Source organism: Pontibacter akesuensis, assembly GCF_001611675.1.
In the GTDB taxonomy this organism is placed as follows: Bacteria; Bacteroidota; Bacteroidia; order Cytophagales; family Hymenobacteraceae; genus Pontibacter; species Pontibacter akesuensis.
This window is the reverse complement of record NZ_CP014766.1, coordinates 2113023-2135706: the sequence shown is the minus strand read 5'-3', so window position 1 is coordinate 2135706 and position 22684 is coordinate 2113023. Positions and strand designations below refer to the sequence as shown.

Here is a 22684-nt window from a genome sequence, read left to right as displayed (position 1 = left end):
TCACCCTGAATGAAGCTATACAAGCCCCTCCTAAGCCTCTTGCTTTTGCTATGCTTAGCGATGCAAACCTCCGCACAAAATGCAGATCTAATAGGTGAAATTGAAGAACTACAGCTACAAGCCGTAAACGACACCGCTTTTACCCTACGCACCTCCTCTGAAGCCGGCAACCTGGTGAAATATGTTGGTTCGCTGCCGATGCGCATAAACGGGGAGCTGCAGGAGCTTACCTTTGTTGATGGCGAAGCGGCCTTTTCGCTGCCGGAGCGGGCCGACCTGGTGCAGGTAAGCGCCAACCTGGGCACGCACACCATCGCCCGCCTTTACCGCCTTGATGGGGAAGAGCGCGCCGGCGTGCGGGAGTTCCCGATGTGGCTGTCCATACTTCCGCCGCTGATCGCCATTCTGCTCGCACTCATCTTCCGGGAAGTGCTGCTGGCCCTGTTTGCCGGCATCTGGATCGGGGGCTTCGTTATCTATGGCCTCTCCTTCAAATCTATCTTCACGGGCCTTCTGGCTGTGGGCGATACCTACCTGCTGGAGGCACTAACTGATAGCGACCACGTTTCCGTGGTGCTCTTTTCGATGCTGATCGGTGGCATGGTGGCCATCATCTCTAAAAACGGCGGCATGGCTGGCGTTGTCAACCTGCTTTCGCGCTATGCCCGTTCCGCAAAAAGCTCGCAGGTGGTAACATGGATACTAGGGGTGGCTATTTTCTTTGATGATTACGCCAACACGCTGATCGTGGGCAACACCATGCGGCCCGTAACAGATAAGCACCGCGTATCGCGCGAGAAGCTGGCCTACATCGTGGACAGTACCGCCGCGCCGGTAGCCGCCATCGCCTTCGTAACCACCTGGATCGGGGCCGAGTTGGGCTACATCAAAGATGCGGCCACGGCGCTCGGCATCGAGGAAGGCGCTTATTCGCTGTTCCTCCACTCGCTGGAGTATGCTTACTACCCGGTGCTTACGCTGGTATTTATGCTGATGCTGATCTTGATGAACAGGGACTTTGGTTTGATGCACAAGGCTGAGACCAGGGCCCGCACCACCGGAGCCGTTACATCTGCCAGCCTGGACCGTACAGGCGAGGCGCGGCAGCAGCAGGAGATGGCCGAGTTTGAGCCGGTAGACGAAACCCGCACACGCGCCGTAAACGCGCTGCTCCCGGTGCTGACAGTAATCCTAGGCACCGTGATCGGCTTGCTTTACACAGGCTATAACCCGGAGGTTTGGGCTGATACTTCCCTCGACTTCTTCCGAAAGCTCTCTGTCACCATCGGCGACTCTAACTCTTACACAGCGCTTATCTGGGCCTCGCTAAGCGGGGTGATCATCGCGGTGGCACTCACTGTGAGCCAGCGCATCATGAGCCTGACCGAGACAATGGAATCACTAGTAGTCGGATTCAAAACGATGCTACCCGCCATACTTATCCTGGTGCTGGCCTGGTCATTGGCGGCGGTAACGCAGGAGCTGTACACCGCCGAATACCTGACCTCGCTGTTCTCCGGCAACATTTCGCCGCAGTTCCTGCCAGAAATCACCTTCTTCCTGGCGGCCATCATCGCTTTCTCCACCGGTTCCAGTTGGGGCACCATGGCCATCCTTTACCCGCTCATGCTACCGGCCGCCTGGTACGTGTCGCTGCAGCAGGGGCTATCTGTGGAGGAAACGATGCCTATTATTTACAATGTGATTTCGGTGGTACTGGCCGGTTCTGTGTTCGGCGACCACTGCTCCCCTATTTCGGATACCACCATCTTAAGCTCCCTTGCCTCGGGTTGCAACCACATCGATCACGTGAAGACGCAGTTGCCTTACGCTGTTACCGTGGCGCTAGTGGCTAACCTGGTATGCACGAACCTGTCGAGCTGGGGCGTGCACTGGTTGCTGGTGTATTTTATAGGCGCTGGCATTCTGTGGGGCTTTATTCGATTGTTTGGCAAGAAGAACGAACTTGCGCCTGTCACGGCAGAGGCCGTTTAAAACAGCTTAAAAATCACAGCGCCGCAGCACCTGCTTACCTCTAAAGCAGGTGCTGCGGCGTTTCTATACTTCTGGAGGTCTTTTTTAGACGAGCTTTAGTTCGTAGAAATCATGCACTACTGTTCGGGCGCCGTAGCTTTCCTTGTTCCGGGCCAGTCCTTCGTTCAGGTAAGCCCCCTGCTGGTCGGTGGAGATGCCAAAGCTGAAGTAGGGCTTATGCGCATACACCTCCGTCAGCAGCCAGTCCACCAGCACATCCATCGCCCCAGCGTCACGCCCATCAGCCGAGGCGGCCATGTACTGGCAATGCGCCACAGTGGCGGTTTCGTACACCAGCGCTCCTGCCACCAGCTCATTGCCGCGTGTAGCCGTGTATAGCCTGATGTTGCCTGGAAAACGGGAAGCAAGCAATTCTATCTCTTCTGCTGTGTGCACGGGCGTGGTGTTATGCTTTTCCTGCAGCACCTGCTGTTCCAGTTGCATAAACGCAGCGTAGGCCGTTGACTGCCGCACCTGCACCTCGCCACTCTTGGCCTTTTTCACTTCCCACCTGCGGGTCTTGCTGTACCCAAGTGTATCGGCGGCGGCTATCACCGCATTCACATCCCTTCTATAAAGTGTGGCTCCGTGGCGGAACAAGGCATACAGGTCTTCCTCGGCTGGTTGCCGGTGGTAAATGTGCGGAATGGCTTTATACTTCAGGCTACTGAAACCCTGCTCCCCAAAGTATGACTTCAGGGCCTGCACCACCTCCAGCATCAGCGCCGCTTTCATGCGTTTGTCGGTTATAAGGCCCCCGTAGCTTAGACCGCCGTGGCTGTGAATTTCGTTGCCAGCCTCGTTTGCCGGCAGCAGCGCCACCAGCTTCTCCTTGTGGTAAAACAGCAGCGAGTGGTCTGTAAAGCGATGGGCATGGTAGTCCATGTAGTCGCGCAACAGCAGAAAGGTGCCGTTCCTGGAACCTGCCACAAAGGCATCCCAGGTTGCTTTGTATTTCCCGCTATACTTCAGGACCGATACCATACTTGAAATAATGAATGATAAAGAATGAGGAATGAATAATATGGGATGAATAATCAGGGGAAATCGCAAAAATAAAGAATACAAGTATAAATCACCCGCTAACACAATCCCAAAACCACTAACTCAAGACTCAGAACTCCTAACTCAGAACTAAAGGTTACCTATTCAGCACGATCCGGAACGTGGTGCCTTTGCCCACCTCAGACCACTTGATGTACAGCCTGCCCTGGTGGTAATTGTCGATGATGCGCTTGGCCAGCGCAAGGCCCAGGCCCCAGCCGCGCCGCTTGGTGGTGTAGCCGGGCAGGAAAACAGAGTCGACCTTGCTTTTAGGGATGCCCTTGCCCGTATCGGTGATGTCCACGGCGATCTGGCTTTTACCGAGCAGCGAGATAAGGATGGTGATACTTCCGCGCCCCTCCATGGCATCCACAGCGTTTTTGCAGATGTTCTCAATCACCCAATCATAAAGCGACACGTTTACTTTTGCCGTGATGTCGGGCGAGAAGTTTGACTCAACCGAAAAGCTGACTTGCCGCGAAATCCTGTTCTGTAGGTACGCGATGGCGTTCTGTGTTACCAGCAAAATGTTCTCGTCGCGCAACGTGGGCACTGAGCCTATGTTGGAGAAGCGCTCCGTGATGATCTCCAACCGCCGCACGTCCTTGCCCAACTCCTCCAGTATCGGCTCGTTCTCAAACTTAGGGCTTGATTTGATGTACTCGTACCAGGCCATCAGCGACGACAGCGGCGTACCCAACTGGTGCGCTGTTTCCTTGGCCAAGCCCACCCAAACCCTGTTCTGCTCGGCACGGCGCGAGTAGCTGAAGGCAAAGTAAGCCACCAGTGCAAAGCAGGAAATTACAATTAGCTGCACGTAAGGATAGTAGCGCAGCTGTGAGAGCAACTCAGAGTCCTTGTAGAACACGTAGTTCACCGATCCTTCGGCCCAGGGCACCACAATAGGGGCATGTTGGGCCTTCATCTTCTCAATCTGCCGCTGCAGAAATTCATTGATTTTATCCGGCTTATCCGAAATGTTTTCGGGTATATCTATGTTCTTAGAATCAAGGATATTTACATTTTCGTCTGTAAGTATAACCGGCACCGTATTGTTAGACGACAGGATCTCCTCCTCTATAAAAACGATGTTATCATCGCTGGGGGCGTTGATCATGTAGCGCAGGCCCTTGGCGTAGAGCTGCACCAGTTCCTGCTCCCGCTCAGAAAGTTTGCTGACAAGTATGTTCGTGTAGGTGATGGTGGCGGCGCCGATTATGAGGGCAATGATAACAACTATGAGCTTTATTCTGTTCTTCTGGGAGTAGATGGGGATCATGCAGTTAAGACGTAAATTATTTGAAATTAGTATAAATTAAACATAGAGGGCAAGTAAGTTTCATTTTAAATAATTGGGCTTTACCTTTGCACTTCCGTAGAACCACGTTACTATGCTTCAAAATTTTAAAGCAATCAGCCTGTCGTACAAGAAAGCGCCGCTGGATATCAGGGAACTGATTGCCTTAGATGAAACATCCTGCAGGTTATTCCTACAGACGCTCAAGAACTTTATTCAGGCTTCTGACATACTGGTGCTCTCTACCTGCAACCGCACCGAAGTTTACTATAATGCCGATATCGACTACAGCAAGGACATTGTAAAGCTGCTCGGCATCACCAAAGGCATTGACAACATCTCGCAGTACCTCGATTATTTCACCATTCTGACCGAGCACGACGATGCCGTGCAGCACCTGTTTGAGGTGTCGATGGGGCTGGAGTCGCAGGTGGTGGGCGATATGCAGATATCCAACCAGGTAAAGCAGGCCTACCAGTGGACGGCCGACAACGAAACGGCTGGCCCGTTCCTGCACCGCCTGATGCACACCATTTTCTTCACCAACAAACGCGTCGTACAGGAAACCTCTTTCAGAGATGGTGCCGCCTCTACTTCGTATGCCGCCATTGAGCTGATTGAGGAGCTGACCAACGAGATCAGCGACCCAAGTATACTGGTGGTGGGTTTAGGGGAGATTGGTGCCGATGTGTGCCGCAACCTGAAAGACCTTGGCTTCAAAAACGTGAAGATCACTAACCGCACACAGGCAAAGGCAATGTCCCTCGCCGAGGAGTGTGGGATGGAGGTGCTTCCGTTTGAAAATATTGTGGAGGGCATGAAGGCCGCCGATGTGATCATCTCATCCGTAGCCCGCGAAACGCCTTTCTTCACCAAAGAAATGGTGAAGCGCCTGGATGTGCTCACGTTCAAGTTCTTTATCGACCTGTCTGTGCCACGCAGTGTGGAGCAGGAAGTGGAGAGCGTGCCGGGCGTACTGGTTTACAACATCGATACCATTCAGAACAAAGCATCGGAGGCACTGCAGCTCCGCCTCAACTCGGTGCCCAAGGTGAAGGAGATCATCAATGAGTCCATTGAGCAGTTTAACGACTGGTCGAAGGAGATGATTGTTTCCCCTACCATCCACCGCCTGAAGAGTGCGCTGGAGGCCATACGCCAGGAGGAGATGGACCGCTACATGAAAAAGCTGGGCCCAAAGGAGGCGAAAATGATGGACAGCATCACGAAATCCATGATGCAGAAAATTATTAAACTTCCGGTATTGCAGCTAAAGGCCGCCTGCAAGCGCGGCGAGGCTGAAACACTGATCGACCTGCTGAACGACCTGTTCAACCTCGAAAATCACCCAACAGAGGCAGAGCACTAAATCTGGGTAAACAGTCACTTTTTTTTAGTTAATAAAACAGCAGAGGCCTCGGTAAACTCCCATTTTGGGTAGGTTCCGAGGCCTCTGCTGTATGTAATTCCTCTTAAAAGAGGTGTTACCAATGCGGATTTTATACGACTAAATATCCAGGCAGCACTCTTCCAGGCAGTCAATTACATCAATTAGTTTAGGGATGGCAAGCGAGTAATAGATCTTCGTTCCCACTTTAAAAGACGACAAAACGCCTTTGTCTTTCAGTGTAATCAGGTGTTGCGATGCGATTGCCTGGGGGAGGTCTAACTGCTTATATATCTCCGTAACAGTCATTTTGTCCTCTTTTCCCAGTAAATCCACAATAGCTAGCCTCTTCGGGTGAGCCAGTACTTTTAGCATGGCTGCCGCTTTATCTATCTTCTTCGATTCAACTCTTGATAATAAACTTTTCATAATTAAAATATACCTAACAGTTTCTATAAATCAATTTCCTTCTTATTTATATTAAGATATATACGAAGCCTGCATTATTTGGCTGAAATTCATTGCCAGGCTTTTACTATTTTTGGCCAATGGATACTTCTTATCATGTAATCGGACTGATGTCTGGTACCTCCCTTGATGGCCTTGATATAGCGCATTGTAGGATTACGTACAAATCTCAAAATTGGATATATGAGATACTAAATACTAATACATCTACATATGATGATATACTACTCGAGTCTCTCCGCACAGTCGAAACCGCCAGTGCGCTGGACCTCGTGGCGCTCGACCATTCCTTCGGCCGTTTCGTGGGGCAGCAGGTGCGCGCCTTTGTAGAGCAACACGATCTGCAACCAGACTTCATCGCCTCACACGGCCATACTATCTTCCACCAGCCCGATAAGCACATCTCACTGCAGATAGGCCACGGCGCTTACATCGCGGCGCACGCCAGGCTTCCGGTTATCTCCGATTTTCGCACCCTCGACATCGCCTTGGGCGGCCAGGGAGCGCCCCTCGTACCCATTGGCGACGAACTACTCTTCAGCGCCTACGACAATTGTATAAACCTGGGCGGTATCGCCAATGTTTCCTACAACCAGAACGGCCAGCGCATTGCTTTTGATACAGGTGCCTGCAACATGCTGCTCAACTCGTTGGCCAACAGCATCGGCAAACCTTATGACGAGAACGGGGACCTGGCACGCTCCGGCACCATGCAGCACGACCTCCTGCAGCAGCTTAATGCTCCAGCATACTTCTCCTCGCCAGCGCCAAAATCGCTGGGTAAGGAATGGGTTTCGACGCACAGCCTGCAAAGTATAGCCGCTAGCGATTCCGCTGTTGTTGATAAGCTGCACACCGCTTGCCACCACATCGCTCAACAGATAGCACAGGCGCTGCCGCCCCTGCACAAGGGCCTGCACCGGGTACTGCTCACCGGCGGTGGTGCGTTCAACTTATACCTGGTAGAGCAGATACAGCAGCAGTTGGGATCGGCATATCGGGTGGAGGTGCCGGAGCCGGAGGTGGTATCTTATAAGGAGGCGCTGCTCTTTGCGTTTCTGGGGGTGTTGCGCTGGCGTGGAGAGCACAACTGCCTCAGCAGCGTTACAGGCGCCAGCCGCAACAACATTGGCGGCTCCATTTACCTATATTAAGTTGCCCCAGCACATTTTTCGTACATTTGCCCAACCAAAAACAGATCACATCAACAAAGCATGAAAGACCTACTTGCGAAATTCGAAAATAAGCAACCAGAAATTGTGTTCGAGTGGAAAGACGCTGAAACCGAAGCCGAAGGCTGGGTGGTGATAAACTCGCTCCGGGGCGGGGCGGCAGGCGGTGGCACCCGCATGCGCAAGGGCCTGGACAAGCGTGAAGTAGAGTCGCTGGCAAAGACGATGGAAGTGAAGTTCACGGTATCTGGGCCTGCCATCGGAGGTGCCAAGTCCGGCATTAACTTCGATCCTGCCGATCCGCGTAAGCGCGGTGTGCTGGAGCGCTGGTACAAAGCCGTTATTCCACTGTTAAAAAGCTACTACGGCACCGGCGGCGACATGAACGTGGACGAGATACACGAGGTGATTCCCATTACGGAGGACTACGGCTTGTGGCACCCGCAGGAAGGCGTGGTGAACGGCCATTTCAACGCGACGGAGCCGCAGAAGATAAACAAGATCGGGCAGCTGCGCCAGGGTGTGGTGAAGGTGATTGAGGACCCGCACTTCTCCCCTTCCACTGCCCGCAAGTATACGATTGCCGACATGATCACGGGCTATGGTGTGGCCGAGGCCGTGCGCCACTACTACAACATCTGGAACAACAACTCCGAGGGCAAGCGCGCCATTATTCAGGGCTGGGGCAACGTGGGTGCCGCAGCGGCCTATTACCTCGCCTCTAAGGGCATCAGAATTGTAGGTATCATCGACAGAGCAGGTGGCTTGATCAATGAGGCTGGTTATACGTTTGAGGAAATCACAGACTTGTTCCTGAATCGCCAGGGCACTGCCCTCAATCCCAACACGCCGGGGCTGCTTTCATTTGACGAAATCAACAACCGTATCTGGGACCTGCAGGCAGAAATATTTATACCTGCGGCTGCCTCGCGCCTGGTTACGCGGGAGCAGGTGGAGCGCATGATCAACAGCGGCATGGAAGTTGTTTCCTGCGGTGCCAACGTGCCGTTTCAGGATCCGGAGATCTTCTTTGGGCCGACTGGTGAGTTTGCTGACCGCAACTTGTCTGTTATACCTGATTTTATCGCTAACTGCGGCATGGCCCGCGTGTTTGCTTACCTGATGGAGAGCGAGGTGGAGATTACGGACGAGGCACTCTTCACCGACATATCCAACATCATCCGCCTGGCCCTGGAGAAATCGTATGAGCGCAACCCACAGAAAACCGAAATTGCCAAAACAAGCTTTGAGATCGCGCTTAGCCAACTGTTATAATTCTTTATGTTTACGAACTGGGAAAACCTGTTAGACAGCCGGGTCCTGCAATACGAGTTCCTGGGTAACTCCATAGCCGAGTACCTGATTTCGGCTGGCATCCTGCTGTTTGGCTTTATCTTTAAAACGCTGCTTTCGCGGCTGCTCACGGGCCTGATGTACCGCCTCGGCAGCAAGTTCTGGAGCGAGGCTAACCTGACTTCCTTCCGGCGCCTGCTCATACAGCCCCTGGAGATACTGCTGTTCCTGTTCTTTCTGTACTTCGCGTTCCAGGTACTGGATTACCCGGTGGAGTCGAAGGACCTGCGGGATGGGGACCCCTTCCTGAAAACGTTCATGTTCCGCACCTACCAGGTGTTTGTGATCGTTGCCCTGACCTGGGTGGTACTTCGGCTGGTTGATTTCATTGCGATGGTCTTCAGTTACCGCACGGAGAAAACCGTATCCAAGCTTGATGACCAACTGGTGCCTTTCTTCAAGGATTTTGGAAAGGTGATGGTCGTGATCTTCGCTTTCCTGGCGATGCTGGGCTCTGTATTCGGAGTGAACGTAACGGGCTTGGTGGCTGGTTTGGGCGTGGGTGGTTTGGCCATTGCCTTTGCCGCCAAGGAGAGCCTGGAGAACCTGCTGGCATCCTTCACCATTTTCCTGGACCAACCCTTTACGGCAGGCGACCTGGTGCAGGTAGGCGATCTGGTGGGTGTGGTGGAGAAGGTAGGATTCCGCAGTACGCGTATTCGCACGCTGGAGAAGAGCTTCGTGACGATGCCCAACAAGCTCATGATCGACAAGCCGCTCGACAACCTAACCCTGCGCACCTTCCGCCGCGCCAAGTTCGACATCAACCTGACCTACGACACAACCTCAGAGCAGATCAGGTCCATTACCCGCGATATACAGGAATACATCAACAACCACCCCCGCACCAACGATGAGGGCCGTATCCGTTTCCTGAGCCTGGGGCCGCACTCGAAGGATGTGATGGTGCTGTACTTTGTGGACACCATGGACTGGAACGAGTTCATTGACATTAAAGAAGAGGTGAATTACAAGATCGTAGAGATTGTGGAGAAGTATGGCGCAGCCTTCGCTTTCCCAACGCAGACACTGTACGTGCAGCAAACACAGCAGGAAGAGCCGTATCCGAATGCTATAGACCAGCCACCCTATGGGGGCGGTGCAGACTTGAAGTAGGGACAATAAAAAAGCCGGAGAAGCTCCGGCTTTTTTTCACCCTTATTAACTTTAATTTTTTAAACTCTTTTCTGGTGGTAGCAATAGACAACTGGTTGTGCTACAAGGCTAAACGCCTCCTCTCATCTATCACTCACAGCCGTTCTATCCTATTTTGGTATATCTAACGCGCTGAGGTGTTCATAGTTACAGGATAAGTATAACTTTTTCTATGTAGGGGCTAATTTTTAGAGTTAACGGCCTATAACAACTGGTGAAAAACTTAGAAGCGTCAGTTTTCTGGAAGGAATCAGGAGTTTCAGGCTCAGTTTCAGATTCTGATTAAGCCTTACAAGAGATTAATTGTCGTCGAAATCGAAGTATTCTCCTTCCTGCGGCGCGATCACTTTCTCCTCTTTTGCCTTTGGTTTTTTGCCTCTCAGAATATCGCGCAGCTCCTGGCCTTCCTGCTTCAGGTCTGTCTTTATTTTCTGCCGCACCCGCGCATCATCGTAGGCTATTTTAAAATCGCTCTCACTGCCTTTCAGCGTCAGGAACAGGTTACTGTTGCCAGAGTCGGGGTCCTCAGCCACTACGCCAAAGGCTGCGTCCTTATCGGGGCGGCGGTTGCTGAACAGGGGCAACTTAATTTTGTAATCCATGCGCTGATCAAAGGTGTGGGTGCCGGAGATAGATACCACCGGAGCGGCAGACAGGCTGGAGCTGATATCCATTTCAGGAATGTAGATGGTGCCCCCCTGGATCCAGAAAGAGTTTTGCAGCTCGGCAAAACGCATGTTCGCCAGCTCCGAGCGCTTCACAAACGTCGACATCTTCTGCATTGGCGGGAAGTTGAGCAATTGGCCGTTGCGCACTGTCGCCATAATCTCAGCCTGCAGCAGATCAGTTTTCGGGTCGAGCTGGCTGTTGAAGTATACATCCGACACAATGTTGGCCGTGAGTTGGCCGCGCAGGTGCCGCTCCTCTATAAAGTTCTGGTGGAAGTTCTCGAACACATAGAACAGGCTGTCCACGCTCATGTTGTTGAGCTTTGTCGCCGTACTTATCTTGATGTGGTCGCGGGTGCGGGCATCCAGATTGCCGCGCACGGCAAAATCGCCGCCAATAGCCTGAAACGAGATGTTAGGTGTGGACAGCACCTGGTTACGGAGCTTCACCTCACCACGGAAGTTCTTGCCCCTGAACCTTCGGAATTTCACCCGCTCAATGGAGGCGCTTAGATCAAAGGCAATGTTGGGGGAGATCACCAGCTTATAGCTGTCGCCGGTGCGGTCTGTCTCGGCGGTGTTCTGTTCCTCGCTCAAAAGCTGGTCGAAGTTCAGGTATTTGCTGCTGAAGTCGGCCTCCACGAGCAGGCGCTGGTTCTGGAGCAGCGTCCAGGCCATCACGTTTTTGAACATGCCATTCACCACAAAATCAGATTCCCCCAGCTTACCTTTAAAGTCGGATACACCCACGTCGTTGCGCTTGAAGATAAAGTTGCCATTCAGGTTGCTCAACGGCAGCGGCATTTGCCGCAACGACAGCGATACGTTGTGCAGCGTTACCTCGCCGGTGGTGTTGAGGGTGCTGTTTCCCGGGCGGGCCTTAAACTCATTCAGGTTGCCCGAGAAAGCCACCCGCACGTCGGCCAGGCCGCTCCCGCTGCGTATTTGCTCCAGCTTTGCCAGTCCCAGCACGTAGCCCACGTCCAGCATACCCTGCACATCAAAAGCAATGTAGGGGTTGTCGAAGTTCTTGTAAGTTAAGTTTCCTTTAAAGGGCCTGCCATTCAGCACACCGCTCAGGTCCTTCAGCTCCAGCACCGAGGTGGCCGCCTTCTGCTTGTCGCCGTTCGTGAAGCTACCTGTAAGTTTTATCTGCTCCACGCGCTGCGCCACATCCGGATGAAAGAAGGAGGCATTGCGTGCGCCAAAGTTAAAGTTCACCTGCGGCGTGTGCGGGCCCGAGGCTTTCCCTTTGATGGTGCCCGTAAAATAGATGTCGCCTTCGCTGCGGTACTGGCTAAACTCCTGCGTTATACTTTGCGGCAGCAGCGACAGCAGCGACTGTATACTTGTGTTCTTCCCCTCCAGCTGCAGATCAAGCTCCGTACCCTGCCCATAGGCAATAGCGCCGCCTACCGCATATGCAGCACCCTCTACCTGCACCTCCGACGGCTGCAACGCGATTGTCTCCTTTAGCCGGTCTATACTTAGGGCAGTAGCCAGATTCACGCGCTTGCCCTTGAAATACTCGCCTGTGCCTATTTTAATGGTATGGATAGTGGTCTGGCCGCTGACTTCAATATCGATTGTCTCGGGTGAAATGGCGAGGGCTGCGGCCAACTGGTGCGCGTCCACCTGGTAGGTTTGCTTCAGCTGCTGGTCTATGTAGTGAACGGCAACCTCAGTGAGGGTTATCTGCTCCAGGTCGAATGTGAAGTCACTTTCTTCAGAGGTTGTGTCGCTTCCGAATACTTGGTAATTCACCGAGCCATCCGGCAGCACCTTCACGTACACCTCGCCCTTTTCCATGTAAAACTGCTTCACGCTGTACTCGCCCTGCAGCACATCCCAGATGCTGAACGTGAAGTATAGCTTGTCGGCGCGCGCCAGCGATTCGTTGCTCTCAGGCAGGCCCTCATGCACGTTTACCTGGTCCAGCGTTACGGCCACCTGCGGGAACTTCTCGAACAGGGAAAGCGAAATCTTCTCTACCTCCACCTCTGTCTTGATGTGCTTGTTTGCCTCGGCCACAAAAAGCGCTACTATTTTTTCTTGATAAGCATACACCAGCGCCAGCGCAATGCCCAGAACCGTCACGAGGCCGGCAGCCCCATAAAATAGCACTTTTCTCACTAATCCTTTTCTCACTGGGCGAATGTTCAGATTTATAGCATCTTATAAAACCTAAAGGTACTGCAGTTATAACGCTCCGACAAGAGGCAAAGTGGGCAGAAAAAAAATTTAAAGAAATTTTCACCCATTGTTTTGCAGTTAAAAAAATATGCCCCATATTTGCATCATCAAACGGGGACAAAAGGTCAACGGAAACAAAAAAAGGGGTGTTAGCTCAGCTGGTTCAGAGCACCTGCCTTACAAGCAGGGGGTCACTGGTTCGAATCCAGTACGCCCCACAAAAGGACAACGTAAAAGTTGTCCTTTTTTTATGTCCATACTTTTCTAACGGCCGTCTTTTCAGCTTCTTAAGGTCTTCATCTATACTTACAACGGCGGCACCCTGAGCGTAGTATGGCCACTGCCTGCTTCTCAACAAAACAGGTGCATGCAGCAATAAACCTTTTTCTGATCTTAGGCTTTTGCCAAAAGGAAGTGCTGGTGCAGCGTTAGCACCTGTGGGATGAGTAGTTGCCTATCATCGTTGTAGATGACGTGGTGGGCGCGGCTGATTTTCTCCTCCTCGCTTAGTTGCTTGGCTATGATGGCGGTGATGTCGGCCTCGGTGCGGTGGGTATCGCGCAGCAGCAGCCGCTTCAGGCGAAGCTCTAGAGGGGCTGACACCGTAATGATCTGGTCCATCTGTTTCCACGCCTCAGACTCATACATCAGCGCCGCCTCCTTCAGCACGTAGGGTTTACCAGCCTGAGCAGCGGCCCAGCTTTCGAAATCACGGCGAACGTGGGGGTGCACGAGGCTGTTGAGTTGCGCTAACTTTTCAGGGTTATTGAATACCTGGCTGGCCAGGTAGGTGCGGTCCAGCTCACCGGCTTGGGTAAATGTTGCTGCGCCATAGGTGGCAAGCAGTTCCTGCTGCAGGTCCGGGTTGTGGCGCATTACCCATTTGGCGCGGGCATCAGAATCGTAGACGGGCACGCCCAGCAGCGCAAACATACGCGTGACAATCGTTTTGCCCACACCAATGCCGCCGGTTATGCCTACTTTCAACATTAGCGTATGTTCACCTTAATGCGCTCCGGCCATACCCGCACATTACGGATGCCCCGTGGCTTTTGCACCAGTTCCGGCACCAGTGTGGAGTCAATGGGATTAAACTTCTTATAATCCAGCACCACTTTAAACGCCTCGCGGTTCAGCAGCGCCACCGAGTCCTGCAGCACCTGGTAGCGCACCACCATAATGGGCGGCCGCAGGTTCAGCGCCTGCCGCTCCGGTACGTTTATCAGTTGTGGCAGCACCTGTCGCTCTTCCGGCACCAGTGCCTTTACGTTCACTTTCACGCGCGCCTCCTCCACATCTGAGCTCACTAACGATTTGTAGTCGTAGTTGATGGGCACGGCTACGTCAGCAGGCGCTGTCAGGGCCTGGTCTGGCAGGCGCAACAGGAACGGGTCTGGCAAGCTGTCGATAAGCGAGGCTGGCCCGGTCAGGGTAAGTGAATCCGGGGAAATGCTCACAGGGCCCACGATCACATGCTGGTTGTTTGTGAGGGTTTGGGTAGGATCAAGCCGCAAGGCTACGCGCTTCTGTATTTTAGGGTCAAAATCGAAATTAATGGAATCGGTTACCACGAAGTTCAGTTCGAGGCCATCGAGCACGTTTACGAGGGCAGGGCGCAGGGCCGAGCCAAGTATAAAGTTGTTGCGGGGAAGATTGCGGATGTAGATTTCGGCTGGCTGCACCTCTAGCATCAGGCTCTTGCGCAGCAGCTTCCATCCCCGGCCCGTTACGTTAATACTTACCTCCTCAGGCAGCGGCTTTATCGGAACAAGCTGATTTGAATCATATACAAACCGGATGGGATAGGTGGTTTGTGTGGAGTAGCTTTTGTTAAGGGCATTCAGGAGCCAGAAAGTAGAGGCCGCCAGAAAACAAAACAATACTATTGTCCAGTATTGTCTTGTTCTCGGCTGAAATGGCCTCATGAACCATAGTACTATATTTTTGGCTCCCTCAAATGCCAATGTTACTGCACTTTTTGCATCCGCATGGTAGCTTCCATGGAGACAGCAGTTTTGTCAAACACAAGGCGAACGCCCCGGTCTACCTCTAACGTTATAAATTCATCGTCTATTGCCACCAGTTTGCCGTGCATGCCACCTATCGTTACGATAGCCATGCCCTTAGACAGCTCCTCGCGGAACTTCTTCTGGTCGCGCGCCTTTTTCTGCTGCGGGCGAATCATAAAGAAGTAGAAAACGAGGATAATGGCGCCGAACATAAGCAGCTGAGGCAGCATGCCCGCGTCCGGCGCTTGAAGGAGTATATTGTTCATGTTGTGGGGTGTGTTTCTGTTGATGCGCTGTGAAAGTATGGCTTAGTTGCGACGCACAGGGCCATCGGCTCCGGCAGTCGGAATGCCGCCTGCCTCTACGTTGCCCTTCATAGACACCTTCACTATGTTGGGCTCTGTGTTAGCACGAATGGTAACCGTTGGCTGCTGCTGGCCTACTTTGCCGGTGCTGTTAAACTTAACGGCAACAAAGCCTTTATCGCCTGGCGCCACCGGGGTACGCGTCCAGTCAGGGGCAGTGCAACCGCAGGTAGCCGAAGCGTTCTCGATGATAAGCGGAGTTTTACCGGTGTTAGTAAACTCAAATGTGTGCTCCACTGTCTCGCCCTGTTTAATTGAGCCGAAGTCATACTCGGTCTGCTCAAAGTTCATCACGGCTGCATTCTCACTTGGCGTTGCCTCGCTGCCTGCTGTCGCTACTACGTTTGGGTTCTCAACGGTCTCAACAGGAGCCTCGGCTGCTGTTTCGTTTACTACCGCTACGGTGTCGTTGCCTGCGTTATTGCTGTCGCAGCTTGTGGCGAATAGCGCCACTGCCAGGCCTGCTGCTAAAAATAGGTTCTTTTTCATGGTATGGATACTATAATTAAAGTTTTGCGATAATGTTCTGCGCAAACTCCATGGTGCCCGCCTTTCCACCCAGGTCGCCGGTGCACTCTTCTTTGTTAGCCAGTGTGGCCTCCAAAGCCGCCTCAATGCGGTTTGCCTCGTCTTTCATGTCCAGGTGGTGCAACATCATGATAGCTGAACGCAGTAACGCTGTAGGGTTAGCAATTCCCTTGCCAGCAATATCCGGTGCAGAGCCGTGCACTGCCTCAAAAATAGCCATTTCATCGCCGATGTTGGCTCCGGCTACCACACCCAACCCGCCAACCAAACCGGCGCAAAGGTCAGACAGGATATCGCCGAACAGGTTTGTTGTCACGATCACATCGAACTGCTCCGGCTTAGCCACCAGCTGCATGCACATGTTATCGATAATCTTGTCGTCTGCCTGTATATTCGGGTACTCTTTCGCAATCTCGTTGAAGACGCCCAGGAACAAAGCGCCGGCGCTCTTCAGGATGTTTGCCTTATGCACTGCGGTTACTTTTTTGCAGCCGTGCTTGTCGGCATACACAAAGGCAGCACGAATAATCTTTTCGCAGCCAACGCGGGTTACGCGTGCCACCGAGTCGGAGATCTGCAGGCGCTCGTCAAACATCTCCAGGCCAGCGTAAAGGCCTTCGGTGTTCTCGCGGAACAGCACCGAGTTTACGTTCTCGAACCGGGTGTTCACGCCCTTTGTCGTTTTAGCCGGCCGCACGTTGGAGTACAGGTCGAACATCTGGCGCAACTGCACATTTACACTTTTAAAGCCTTTGCCAACAGGTGTGGTGATCGGGCCTTTCAGGGCTACGGTGTTCTTTTTAAGAGAGGCGATCAGCGAAGCCGGAATCAGCTCGCCCATGGCTTCAAAGGTTGTCTGGCCAGCGTTTTCTTCATCCCAGGTAACGGGAACGTTGGCAGCAGCGAATATGGCTTTTACAGCCTCGGTTATTTCAGGGCCTATCCCGTCGCCGGGTATAAGGGTTACTTGTCTCATGCTTATAGTTCTTTCCTGCTATTAATTTCGTTTATCAGTGAGTCTACATCGCCCAGCAGCTTCTCAGCTTTTTCTTTAGCATCCTGTATTACCCGCTGCCCCTCGGTCTTAGCAGACATTGGCATGTTTTCTCCGCGTGCAATCAGCTGCTCCAGCAGGTCAGAGAGGGTGTCACGGTATTTTTCCAGCCGGTAACTCAGCCAGTAGCGCGTTTCCCTTCCTTTTTCCGGGGCGAACAGAAGGCCGGCAACGGCACCAACGGCGGCACCTGAAGCGAAAGCCAATATTGTATTTGTCTTTTTGCTCATAGTTTAAGTATACTTAAAAGTCGGGTACAATTTTTTCCTCTTCTACGGAGATTCCGGCACAAAGGCCGCCGCTGGCGTGTGGCGCTTACTTGTTGTCGATCAGGCCACGGCCCGACTTACGGATTTCGCCGCTTGTGATGAGCTCCTGGGCCATCTTGTCCAGCACACCGTTAATGAACTGCTTGCTCTTGGGAGTACTGTACAGCTTCGAGATCTCGATGTACTCGTTGATGGATACCTTTACCGGTATGCTGCGGAAGATGTGCATTTCGCAGAGTGCCATCTTAAGTATGATCTTGTCCAGCAGGGCCACGCGCTCCACGTCCCAGTTCTTCACACTGGCCGCAATCATGTGCTCATACTTCTCGTCCTCCCCGAGTGTCTGGAAGTATAAATCTTCGAAGAAAGCCTTATCGTCTTCCCAATTGGCCGACAGGTCCAGTAGCTGCTGCTCTTCGGCTGCCTCTTCGCCAAAAATCTTTACTGTTTTGTTTACAAGGCTCTTTACGATGGATTTGTTCTCCACCCAGTTCAGATCTTGCTCCTCAAACAAAGATTGTAAGTTTTTTTCTTTAAAGATAATGTTTTTGAAAATATGTTTCACCACCTCCAGGTCGTCTTCCGGGGTTGGCGCAGGCAGTTGCAGGTAGTTCAGGAACGTTTCGTCCTGCTTCAGAATGTTTTTGTATACCGCGCGGATTTCGCTGATGTCGGAGCCCCAGCTGATGTTCCGGCGGATGATGCCATCCTGGTAAGATTTGCTCTGGAGCAGGCGGCGCACCAAGGTGTTCTGCAGGAAGTTTTTTAGGTCCGGGCCTTCGGATGCGGTAAAGCGGCTGGCTTTCTTCTCTTCCTCCTCCTCTATCAGACTCAGCAGCACCTCCAGTATCTGCAGGGTGCCCAGGTAGTGGTCGTAGATGCGCTCCACCGCACTCAGCATCTGGTTGCCGTAGTACTTCAGGTCTTTCTTAACGGCGTTGTTGTAAGAGGCAATTGCTCTGTTCACCGCGCTAATGGCCTCTTTGTCGGCTCCCTCTTCGTCGAACTGCTGTGTTTCGTACCACTCCTTAAACATGAGCGTGGCCATTTGCTTTTTGCCTTCGAGCAGCTTTCTGTCCTGCACCTCCATGGAGTTAAGGTCAGGGGCGAAATCGTCGCTAATCTGGTCTAAAGCCAGCAGATAATCTGAACCTACGGCTTGCTGATAGGCATAGATGGCCTGCATTGCTTTGATTCGTAGGGTTCTGCGGTTGAGCATAATAATAAATGTAAGAGCGTTTCTTGGTAAACTATAATGGTGTGGGCAAGCGCCCGGCAATTTTCACTAGTGCTTAAAGCAGTCTAAGCGGGCTAAAGTTCCGCAAAGGTACGATGTAAAACAGAAGTGCCACAGGTTAATGCAGCACTTCCGGTTTACAATTTTATACTTGGCAGTTAACCTAGAACGTAGAACGCACTTTGCCGATGCGCTCAATGCGCTGCTTCGCCATTTTAAGGGCAGCCGCCTGGTTATGGATTCCCTCACGTTCAGCGAGATCAAAGATATCCAGGGTATAGCCATAGATACGCTCAGTCTGGGCGTAGGCGCTTTCGCGGTTGTAGCCGATCAGCTCAGAGTACACGTTAATCAAACCACCTGCATTAATCAGGAAGTCCGGCGCGTACACGATACCTTTCTCTACCAACGCCGGTCCGTGCACGTTCTCATCGCGCAGCTGGTTGTTGGCGCAGCCGGCAATTACCTGGCACTTCAGGCGCTCAATGGTGTTGTCGTTGATGGTGCCACCAAGTGCGCAAGGCGAGTAGATATCCACGTCCAGGTCGTAGATCTCATCCATGCTAACCACTTTGGCATTGTATTTCTTGGAGATCTCCTGCAGGCGGTCTTCGTAGATGTCGGTGATAAATATCTCAGCGTTCTCCTTGGCAAGTAGCTCTACCAGGTAACCACCCACGTGGCCAACACCCTGTACAGAAACTTTCTTGCCTGAAAGCGAATCAGAACCAAAGGCACGCTTGGCAGCTGCTTTCATACCCATGTAGGTACCGTAAGCTGTCACCGGAGACGGGTCGCCACTGCCGCCCATAGACTCAGGCAGGCCGGAAACGTGATCTGTCTCCATTTTGATGTACTCCATGTCCTTGGTGGTCATTCCCACGTCCTCGGCAGTGATATAGGCCCCGTTCAGGTTTTTTACAAATCGGCCGAACTTACGAAGCAAGGCTTCGTTTTTATCTTTTTTGGCATCACCGATGATCACCGCTTTACCGCCGCCCAGGTTCAGACCTGAGATGGCAGCCTTATAGGTCATACCTCTCGACAGACGCAGCACGTCGTCAAGGGCCTCGGCCTCAGAGGCGTAAGACCACATGCGGGTACCGCCAAGCGCCGGACCTAGTACGGTATTGTGGATACCGATGATAGCCTTCAAGCCAGTTTCTTTGTCATGACAGAAAACAACCTTCTCGTGGTTGTGTTCTCCAATCTGATCGAAGACTGACTTGTCTTTTTTCAGTTCAACTTCTTTTAATTCCACCATTTATAGTTTTGATTAGGGGTTGTTCTATATTTGCGCAGGTGGGGTTAAAGCACCCGCTCCAATCGCGCTGCAAAATTAAATCTTTTTTTGGTTATTTCAATTTGTAGGCGCTAACTCTACGTAAAAGCGCTAAAGCTTCAAGTTCTGACTGTGAAATCGTTACGATATCTAAATAAATACCTTTTCAAATATAAGTACAGGCTGCTGCTGGGCCTGCTCTTCACCATTATCTCCAACTTTTTCCAGATACTGCCGGCCCAGGTGGTGCGCCATGCCTTTAACCTGATCCGGGAGGGCATTAACCTGCACGGCCTGTTCATGGGCATGGAGCAGCAGGAGGTGGTGTACGGCGTTTTTGCCAACAGCATTCTGGTGTACGGTGTTATTATCCTGCTGATGGCGCTGCTGCGCGGAATATTCCTGTTCTTCGTGCGCCAGACCATCATCGTGATGAGCCGCCTGATCGAGAATGACCTGAAGAACGAAATTTACGAGCATTACCAGAGCCTGCCGCTCAGCTTCTACCGCAAGAACAACACCGGCGACCTGATGTCGCGCATTTCGGAGGATGTCAGCCGCGTGCGCATGTATGTGGGTCCGGCCATTATGTATGGCATGAACCTGGTAATTTTGTTCCTGATGGTAATCCCGTACATGCTGTCGGTAAACGTGAAGCTGACGCTCTACACGCTGATTCCGCTGCCTATACTTGCCGTCAGCATCTACTACGTCAACAACATCATCCAGCGCAAATCCGACGAGATACAGCGCAGCCTTTCGGGCATTACCACGTTTGTGCAGGAGGCTTTTTCAGGCATCCGGGTGCTTAAGTCCTTTGTGCGCGAGAACGACTCACACAACAACTTCACCACGGCCAGCAACACCTACCGCGACAAGTCGCTGGAGCTGAACTTCGTGAACTCACTCTTCTTTCCGCTGGTGCTGTTCCTGGTGGGCCTTAGCACCATCATCGCCATTTACATCGGTGGCCAGGAGGTGATCAACGGCAGCATCACGGTGGGTAACATCGCTGAGTTCATCATTTACGTGAACATGCTCACCTGGCCGGTTACCTCGCTGGGCTGGACGGCCAGCTTGGTGCAGCGCGCCGCCGTGTCGCAGGATCGTATCAATGAGTTCCTGAACACGAAAAACGACATCGTAACCCGGGAGAATATTATCAAACCTGTGGAAGGAGACATTGTGTTTGAAAACGTGAACTTCATTTATCCCGATACCAACATCCACGCGCTCAAGAACGTGTCTTTCTCCATCCGGCATGGCGAGACACTGGCTGTAATTGGCAACACTGGCTCGGGCAAAAGCACGATAGCCGCCATGCTGCCGCGCATGTACGATGCCACCAACGGCCGTGTGCTGATCGACGGTATCGATGTGCGAAACTACAACATCGAGAGCCTGCGCAGCCAGATTGGTTATGTGCCGCAGGATGTGTTTTTGTTCTCCGACACCATCCGTAACAACATCGGGTTTGGCTTGCCAAGTATAACCGAGGAGCAGATGGTGCAGTCTACCAAAGATGCCGACGTGTACGAGAACATCATGCGCTTCCCCGAGAAGTTCGACACCAAGCTGGGCGAGCGGGGCATCACCCTATCGGGTGGGCAGAAGCAGCGGGTGTCCATTGCGCGGGCGCTGGTGCGCGAGCCAAGCATCCTTATACTTGATGACTCGCTCTCTGCCGTGGACACCAAAACGGAGAATGCCATTCTCAACAGCCTGCGCCGCATTATGAAGAACCGCACCAGCATCATCATCTCGCACCGGGTATCGTCGGTAAAGCTGGCGGACAGCATACTAGTGATGGAAGACGGCGAGATCATACAGCACGGCACGCACGAGGAGCTCATTAACCAAGAAGGGCTGTACAAACAGCTGTATGAGCGGCAATTGCAGCAGGAAGATGCTGACTAGCTTTGCCCGTAATTTCAGGACGTTAGCCAGCCATTTGCCTCCGCAGGCATGCCAAAATCAGATTGAGGGATTTTTTTAGGGCAAATTCTGTTATGCCTACGTATAGCTATCTTACTATACCCTAAAAATTAACCTAAAAACATTCTGCGTATGGCTATCGACTTACAACAAATCAGCAAACGGTTCAGATTTTACACGAACCTGCAGGAGTTGGAAATGCAGGACCTGAAATCTATTACCGGCAGCGACGAAGAAACCCTTGATTGCCTTTTAAATGGCTGCAACATGCCCATGGATGAGTTGGTGGCTATCATCAAACACTTCCACGACCTGAACCCGCAGTGGCTTATCTATGGCGAGGGCAGCATGTTTAAGCCCATGGATGAAAACGGCAATTGCCAGGAAGGCCAGAAGGGGCACCTGAAAAAGGACAAGGCTGCTTACCTGAAGCAGATGCAGAATATGCTGATAGAGTTGGATGCGGCCGAAGTAGCCAAAGGCCATAAGCCCGATGTAGAGGCACTGAAAGCGAAGCTTGACGAATACAAGGCGACACATTAAGTGTCGCTTTTTTTATGCCTCTCCGTTGGCGGCAATGCCGTTTAAAATTAGATTAATCGTATAAAGCACATCGCGCTCAATCTTTGGGAAGTCGATGGTGGGGAGCTGGTGAAAATCTGCGCGCTGAAACTCCTCGAACTGGATCAGGTCCTTTACCACCATCATCGAATAGCCCACTCGCTCAGCCTCGCAGGGTATAAACACGCCTTTGGCCACACCTTCTTTGATCACAGACGCATAATAGGCTGCTTCCTTGCCTCGCGATTCCCGGAAAAGCTCCTGAAACATAGCGCGCGTCTCAATCAAAACCCTGATAGATATAGTGTGCTCCGAAACGATTTCCTGATAATAGCGCAGGGAGGAGCGGATGTACAGCAGCAGGCGCTCGTGCGGGTTGGGTTCGTGCTCGGCCAGCTGCTTGATGTGCGAGAGGCGGGATTTCCACTCCTGTGAAAAGGCCTCAATATAGAGCAGCTCCTTGCTTTTGTAGTAGTAGTACAGCGAGGGCTTTTTCATGCCAATGGCCGCAGCGATATCGTCGAGGGTGGCCTTGCTGTAGCCCAACCTGCCGAACACACTCTTTGCCGCCTCTAAGATCAGCTCTTTCTTGGCCTCTGCTTTCTTGCCCAAAATACGGTTGCTATGGTTACGGGGCCGGTTATGGCATGCATTGGCCCCTACACCCAAAGAT

Annotated in this window: 20 protein-coding genes and 1 tRNA gene; 8 read left to right on the top strand and 13 right to left on the bottom strand. The window is 52.3% G+C overall.

Features of this window, described 5'->3' with window-relative positions:
- Positions 1-60 precede the first annotated feature (60 nt).
- Entirely contained in the window at positions 61-1995 is a 1935-nt protein-coding gene (locus tag A0W33_RS09055; protein ID WP_172798104.1) for a Na+/H+ antiporter NhaC family protein, read from the top strand.
- Between the two features lie 84 nt (positions 1996-2079).
- On the opposite strand, the gene A0W33_RS09050 is transcribed toward A0W33_RS09055, so the two are convergent.
- Entirely contained in the window at positions 2080-3018 is a 939-nt protein-coding gene (locus A0W33_RS09050; protein WP_068837855.1) for a GNAT family N-acetyltransferase, read from the bottom strand.
- Between the two features lie 157 nt (positions 3019-3175).
- Positions 3176-4357: a sensor histidine kinase gene (locus A0W33_RS09045; protein WP_068837854.1), complete on the bottom strand. Its 1182-nt coding sequence runs from the start codon at positions 4355-4357 to the stop codon at positions 3176-3178.
- Between the two features lie 112 nt (positions 4358-4469).
- On the opposite strand from A0W33_RS09045, the gene hemA reads away from it, so the two are divergent.
- Positions 4470-5744, top strand: coding sequence for a glutamyl-tRNA reductase (gene hemA / locus A0W33_RS09040; protein WP_068837853.1), 1275 nt, complete (start codon positions 4470-4472; stop codon positions 5742-5744).
- A 138-nt stretch (positions 5745-5882) separates the two neighbouring features.
- Here hemA and A0W33_RS09035 read toward each other — a convergent pair whose 3' ends face one another.
- Entirely contained in the window at positions 5883-6191 is a 309-nt protein-coding gene (locus tag A0W33_RS09035) for an ArsR/SmtB family transcription factor (protein WP_068837852.1), read from the bottom strand.
- Positions 6192-6310: 119 nt separating this feature from the next.
- Between A0W33_RS09035 and A0W33_RS09030 the strand changes: the two genes are divergently transcribed.
- From A0W33_RS09030 to A0W33_RS09020, 3 genes are read left to right on the top strand one after another with little or no spacing between them, the layout of a single operon-like run.
- Positions 6311-7384, top strand: a complete 1074-nt coding sequence (locus tag A0W33_RS09030; RefSeq protein WP_068837851.1) for an anhydro-N-acetylmuramic acid kinase — start codon at positions 6311-6313, stop codon at positions 7382-7384.
- Positions 7385-7444: 60 nt separating this feature from the next.
- The gene (locus A0W33_RS09025) at positions 7445-8677 is read left to right on the top strand and encodes a Glu/Leu/Phe/Val dehydrogenase dimerization domain-containing protein (RefSeq protein ID WP_068837850.1); all 1233 of its coding nucleotides are present in this window, start codon (positions 7445-7447) and stop codon (positions 8675-8677) included.
- A 6-nt stretch (positions 8678-8683) separates the two neighbouring features.
- Complete coding sequence (locus tag A0W33_RS09020) at positions 8684-9871, top strand: mechanosensitive ion channel family protein (RefSeq protein WP_068837849.1); 1188 nt, start codon at positions 8684-8686, stop codon at positions 9869-9871.
- A gap of 338 nt (positions 9872-10209) precedes the next feature.
- Here the strand turns inward: A0W33_RS09020 and A0W33_RS09015 are convergent, their stop codons facing one another.
- Complete coding sequence (locus tag A0W33_RS09015; RefSeq protein ID WP_229802086.1) at positions 10210-12726, bottom strand: AsmA-like C-terminal region-containing protein; 2517 nt, start codon at positions 12724-12726, stop codon at positions 10210-10212.
- A gap of 188 nt (positions 12727-12914) precedes the next feature.
- On the opposite strand from A0W33_RS09015, the gene A0W33_RS09010 reads away from it, so the two are divergent.
- A tRNA-Val gene (locus A0W33_RS09010) sits at positions 12915-12989 on the top strand.
- Between the two features lie 175 nt (positions 12990-13164).
- Here A0W33_RS09010 and coaE read toward each other — a convergent pair.
- The 8 genes from coaE to A0W33_RS08970 all read right to left on the bottom strand — a co-directional run bounded on the left by coaE (position 13165) and on the right by A0W33_RS08970 (position 19497).
- Complete coding sequence (gene coaE / locus A0W33_RS09005) at positions 13165-13761, bottom strand: dephospho-CoA kinase (RefSeq protein WP_068837847.1); 597 nt, start codon at positions 13759-13761, stop codon at positions 13165-13167.
- Complete coding sequence (locus tag A0W33_RS09000; RefSeq protein WP_229802087.1) at positions 13761-14651, bottom strand: YbbR-like domain-containing protein; 891 nt, start codon at positions 14649-14651, stop codon at positions 13761-13763. Before A0W33_RS09000 ends, coaE begins: the two co-directional genes overlap by 1 nt.
- An 86-nt stretch (positions 14652-14737) precedes the next feature.
- Positions 14738-15046 carry a preprotein translocase subunit YajC gene (gene yajC / locus A0W33_RS08995; RefSeq protein WP_068837845.1) on the bottom strand — a complete coding sequence of 103 codons (309 nt, stop codon included), beginning with the start codon at positions 15044-15046 and terminating at the stop codon, positions 14738-14740.
- Positions 15047-15088: 42 nt separating this feature from the next.
- Positions 15089-15634 carry a DUF1573 domain-containing protein gene (locus A0W33_RS08990; RefSeq protein ID WP_068837844.1) on the bottom strand — a complete coding sequence of 182 codons (546 nt, stop codon included), beginning with the start codon at positions 15632-15634 and terminating at the stop codon, positions 15089-15091.
- Positions 15635-15650: 16 nt separating this feature from the next.
- Positions 15651-16649, bottom strand: a complete 999-nt coding sequence (locus A0W33_RS08985; RefSeq protein ID WP_068837843.1) for an isocitrate/isopropylmalate dehydrogenase family protein — start codon at positions 16647-16649, stop codon at positions 15651-15653.
- Positions 16650-16651: 2 nt separating this feature from the next.
- Positions 16652-16957 (bottom strand): YtxH domain-containing protein, encoded by a 306-nt coding sequence (locus tag A0W33_RS08980; RefSeq protein WP_068837842.1) that lies wholly within the window; start codon positions 16955-16957, stop codon positions 16652-16654.
- Between the two features lie 85 nt (positions 16958-17042).
- Positions 17043-18215 (bottom strand): transcription antitermination factor NusB, encoded by a 1173-nt coding sequence (nusB, locus tag A0W33_RS08975; RefSeq protein WP_068837841.1) that lies wholly within the window; start codon positions 18213-18215, stop codon positions 17043-17045.
- Between the two features lie 181 nt (positions 18216-18396).
- Positions 18397-19497, bottom strand: a complete 1101-nt coding sequence (locus tag A0W33_RS08970) for a Glu/Leu/Phe/Val family dehydrogenase (protein WP_068837840.1) — start codon at positions 19495-19497, stop codon at positions 18397-18399.
- Between the two features lie 150 nt (positions 19498-19647).
- Here A0W33_RS08970 and A0W33_RS08965 point away from each other — a divergent pair, with 150 nt between their 5' ends.
- Both A0W33_RS08965 and A0W33_RS08960 read left to right on the top strand, forming a co-directional pair.
- Complete coding sequence (locus A0W33_RS08965) at positions 19648-21432, top strand: ABC transporter ATP-binding protein (protein WP_068837839.1); 1785 nt, start codon at positions 19648-19650, stop codon at positions 21430-21432.
- A gap of 150 nt (positions 21433-21582) precedes the next feature.
- Entirely contained in the window at positions 21583-21993 is a 411-nt protein-coding gene (locus A0W33_RS08960; RefSeq protein ID WP_068837838.1) for a hypothetical protein, read from the top strand.
- A 12-nt stretch (positions 21994-22005) separates the two neighbouring features.
- Here the strand turns inward: A0W33_RS08960 and A0W33_RS08955 are convergent, their stop codons facing one another.
- A complete protein-coding gene (locus A0W33_RS08955) occupies positions 22006-22623 on the bottom strand; it encodes a TetR/AcrR family transcriptional regulator (RefSeq protein ID WP_068837837.1) in 618 nt (205 codons plus the stop codon).
- Between the last annotated feature and the right edge of the window lie 61 nt (positions 22624-22684).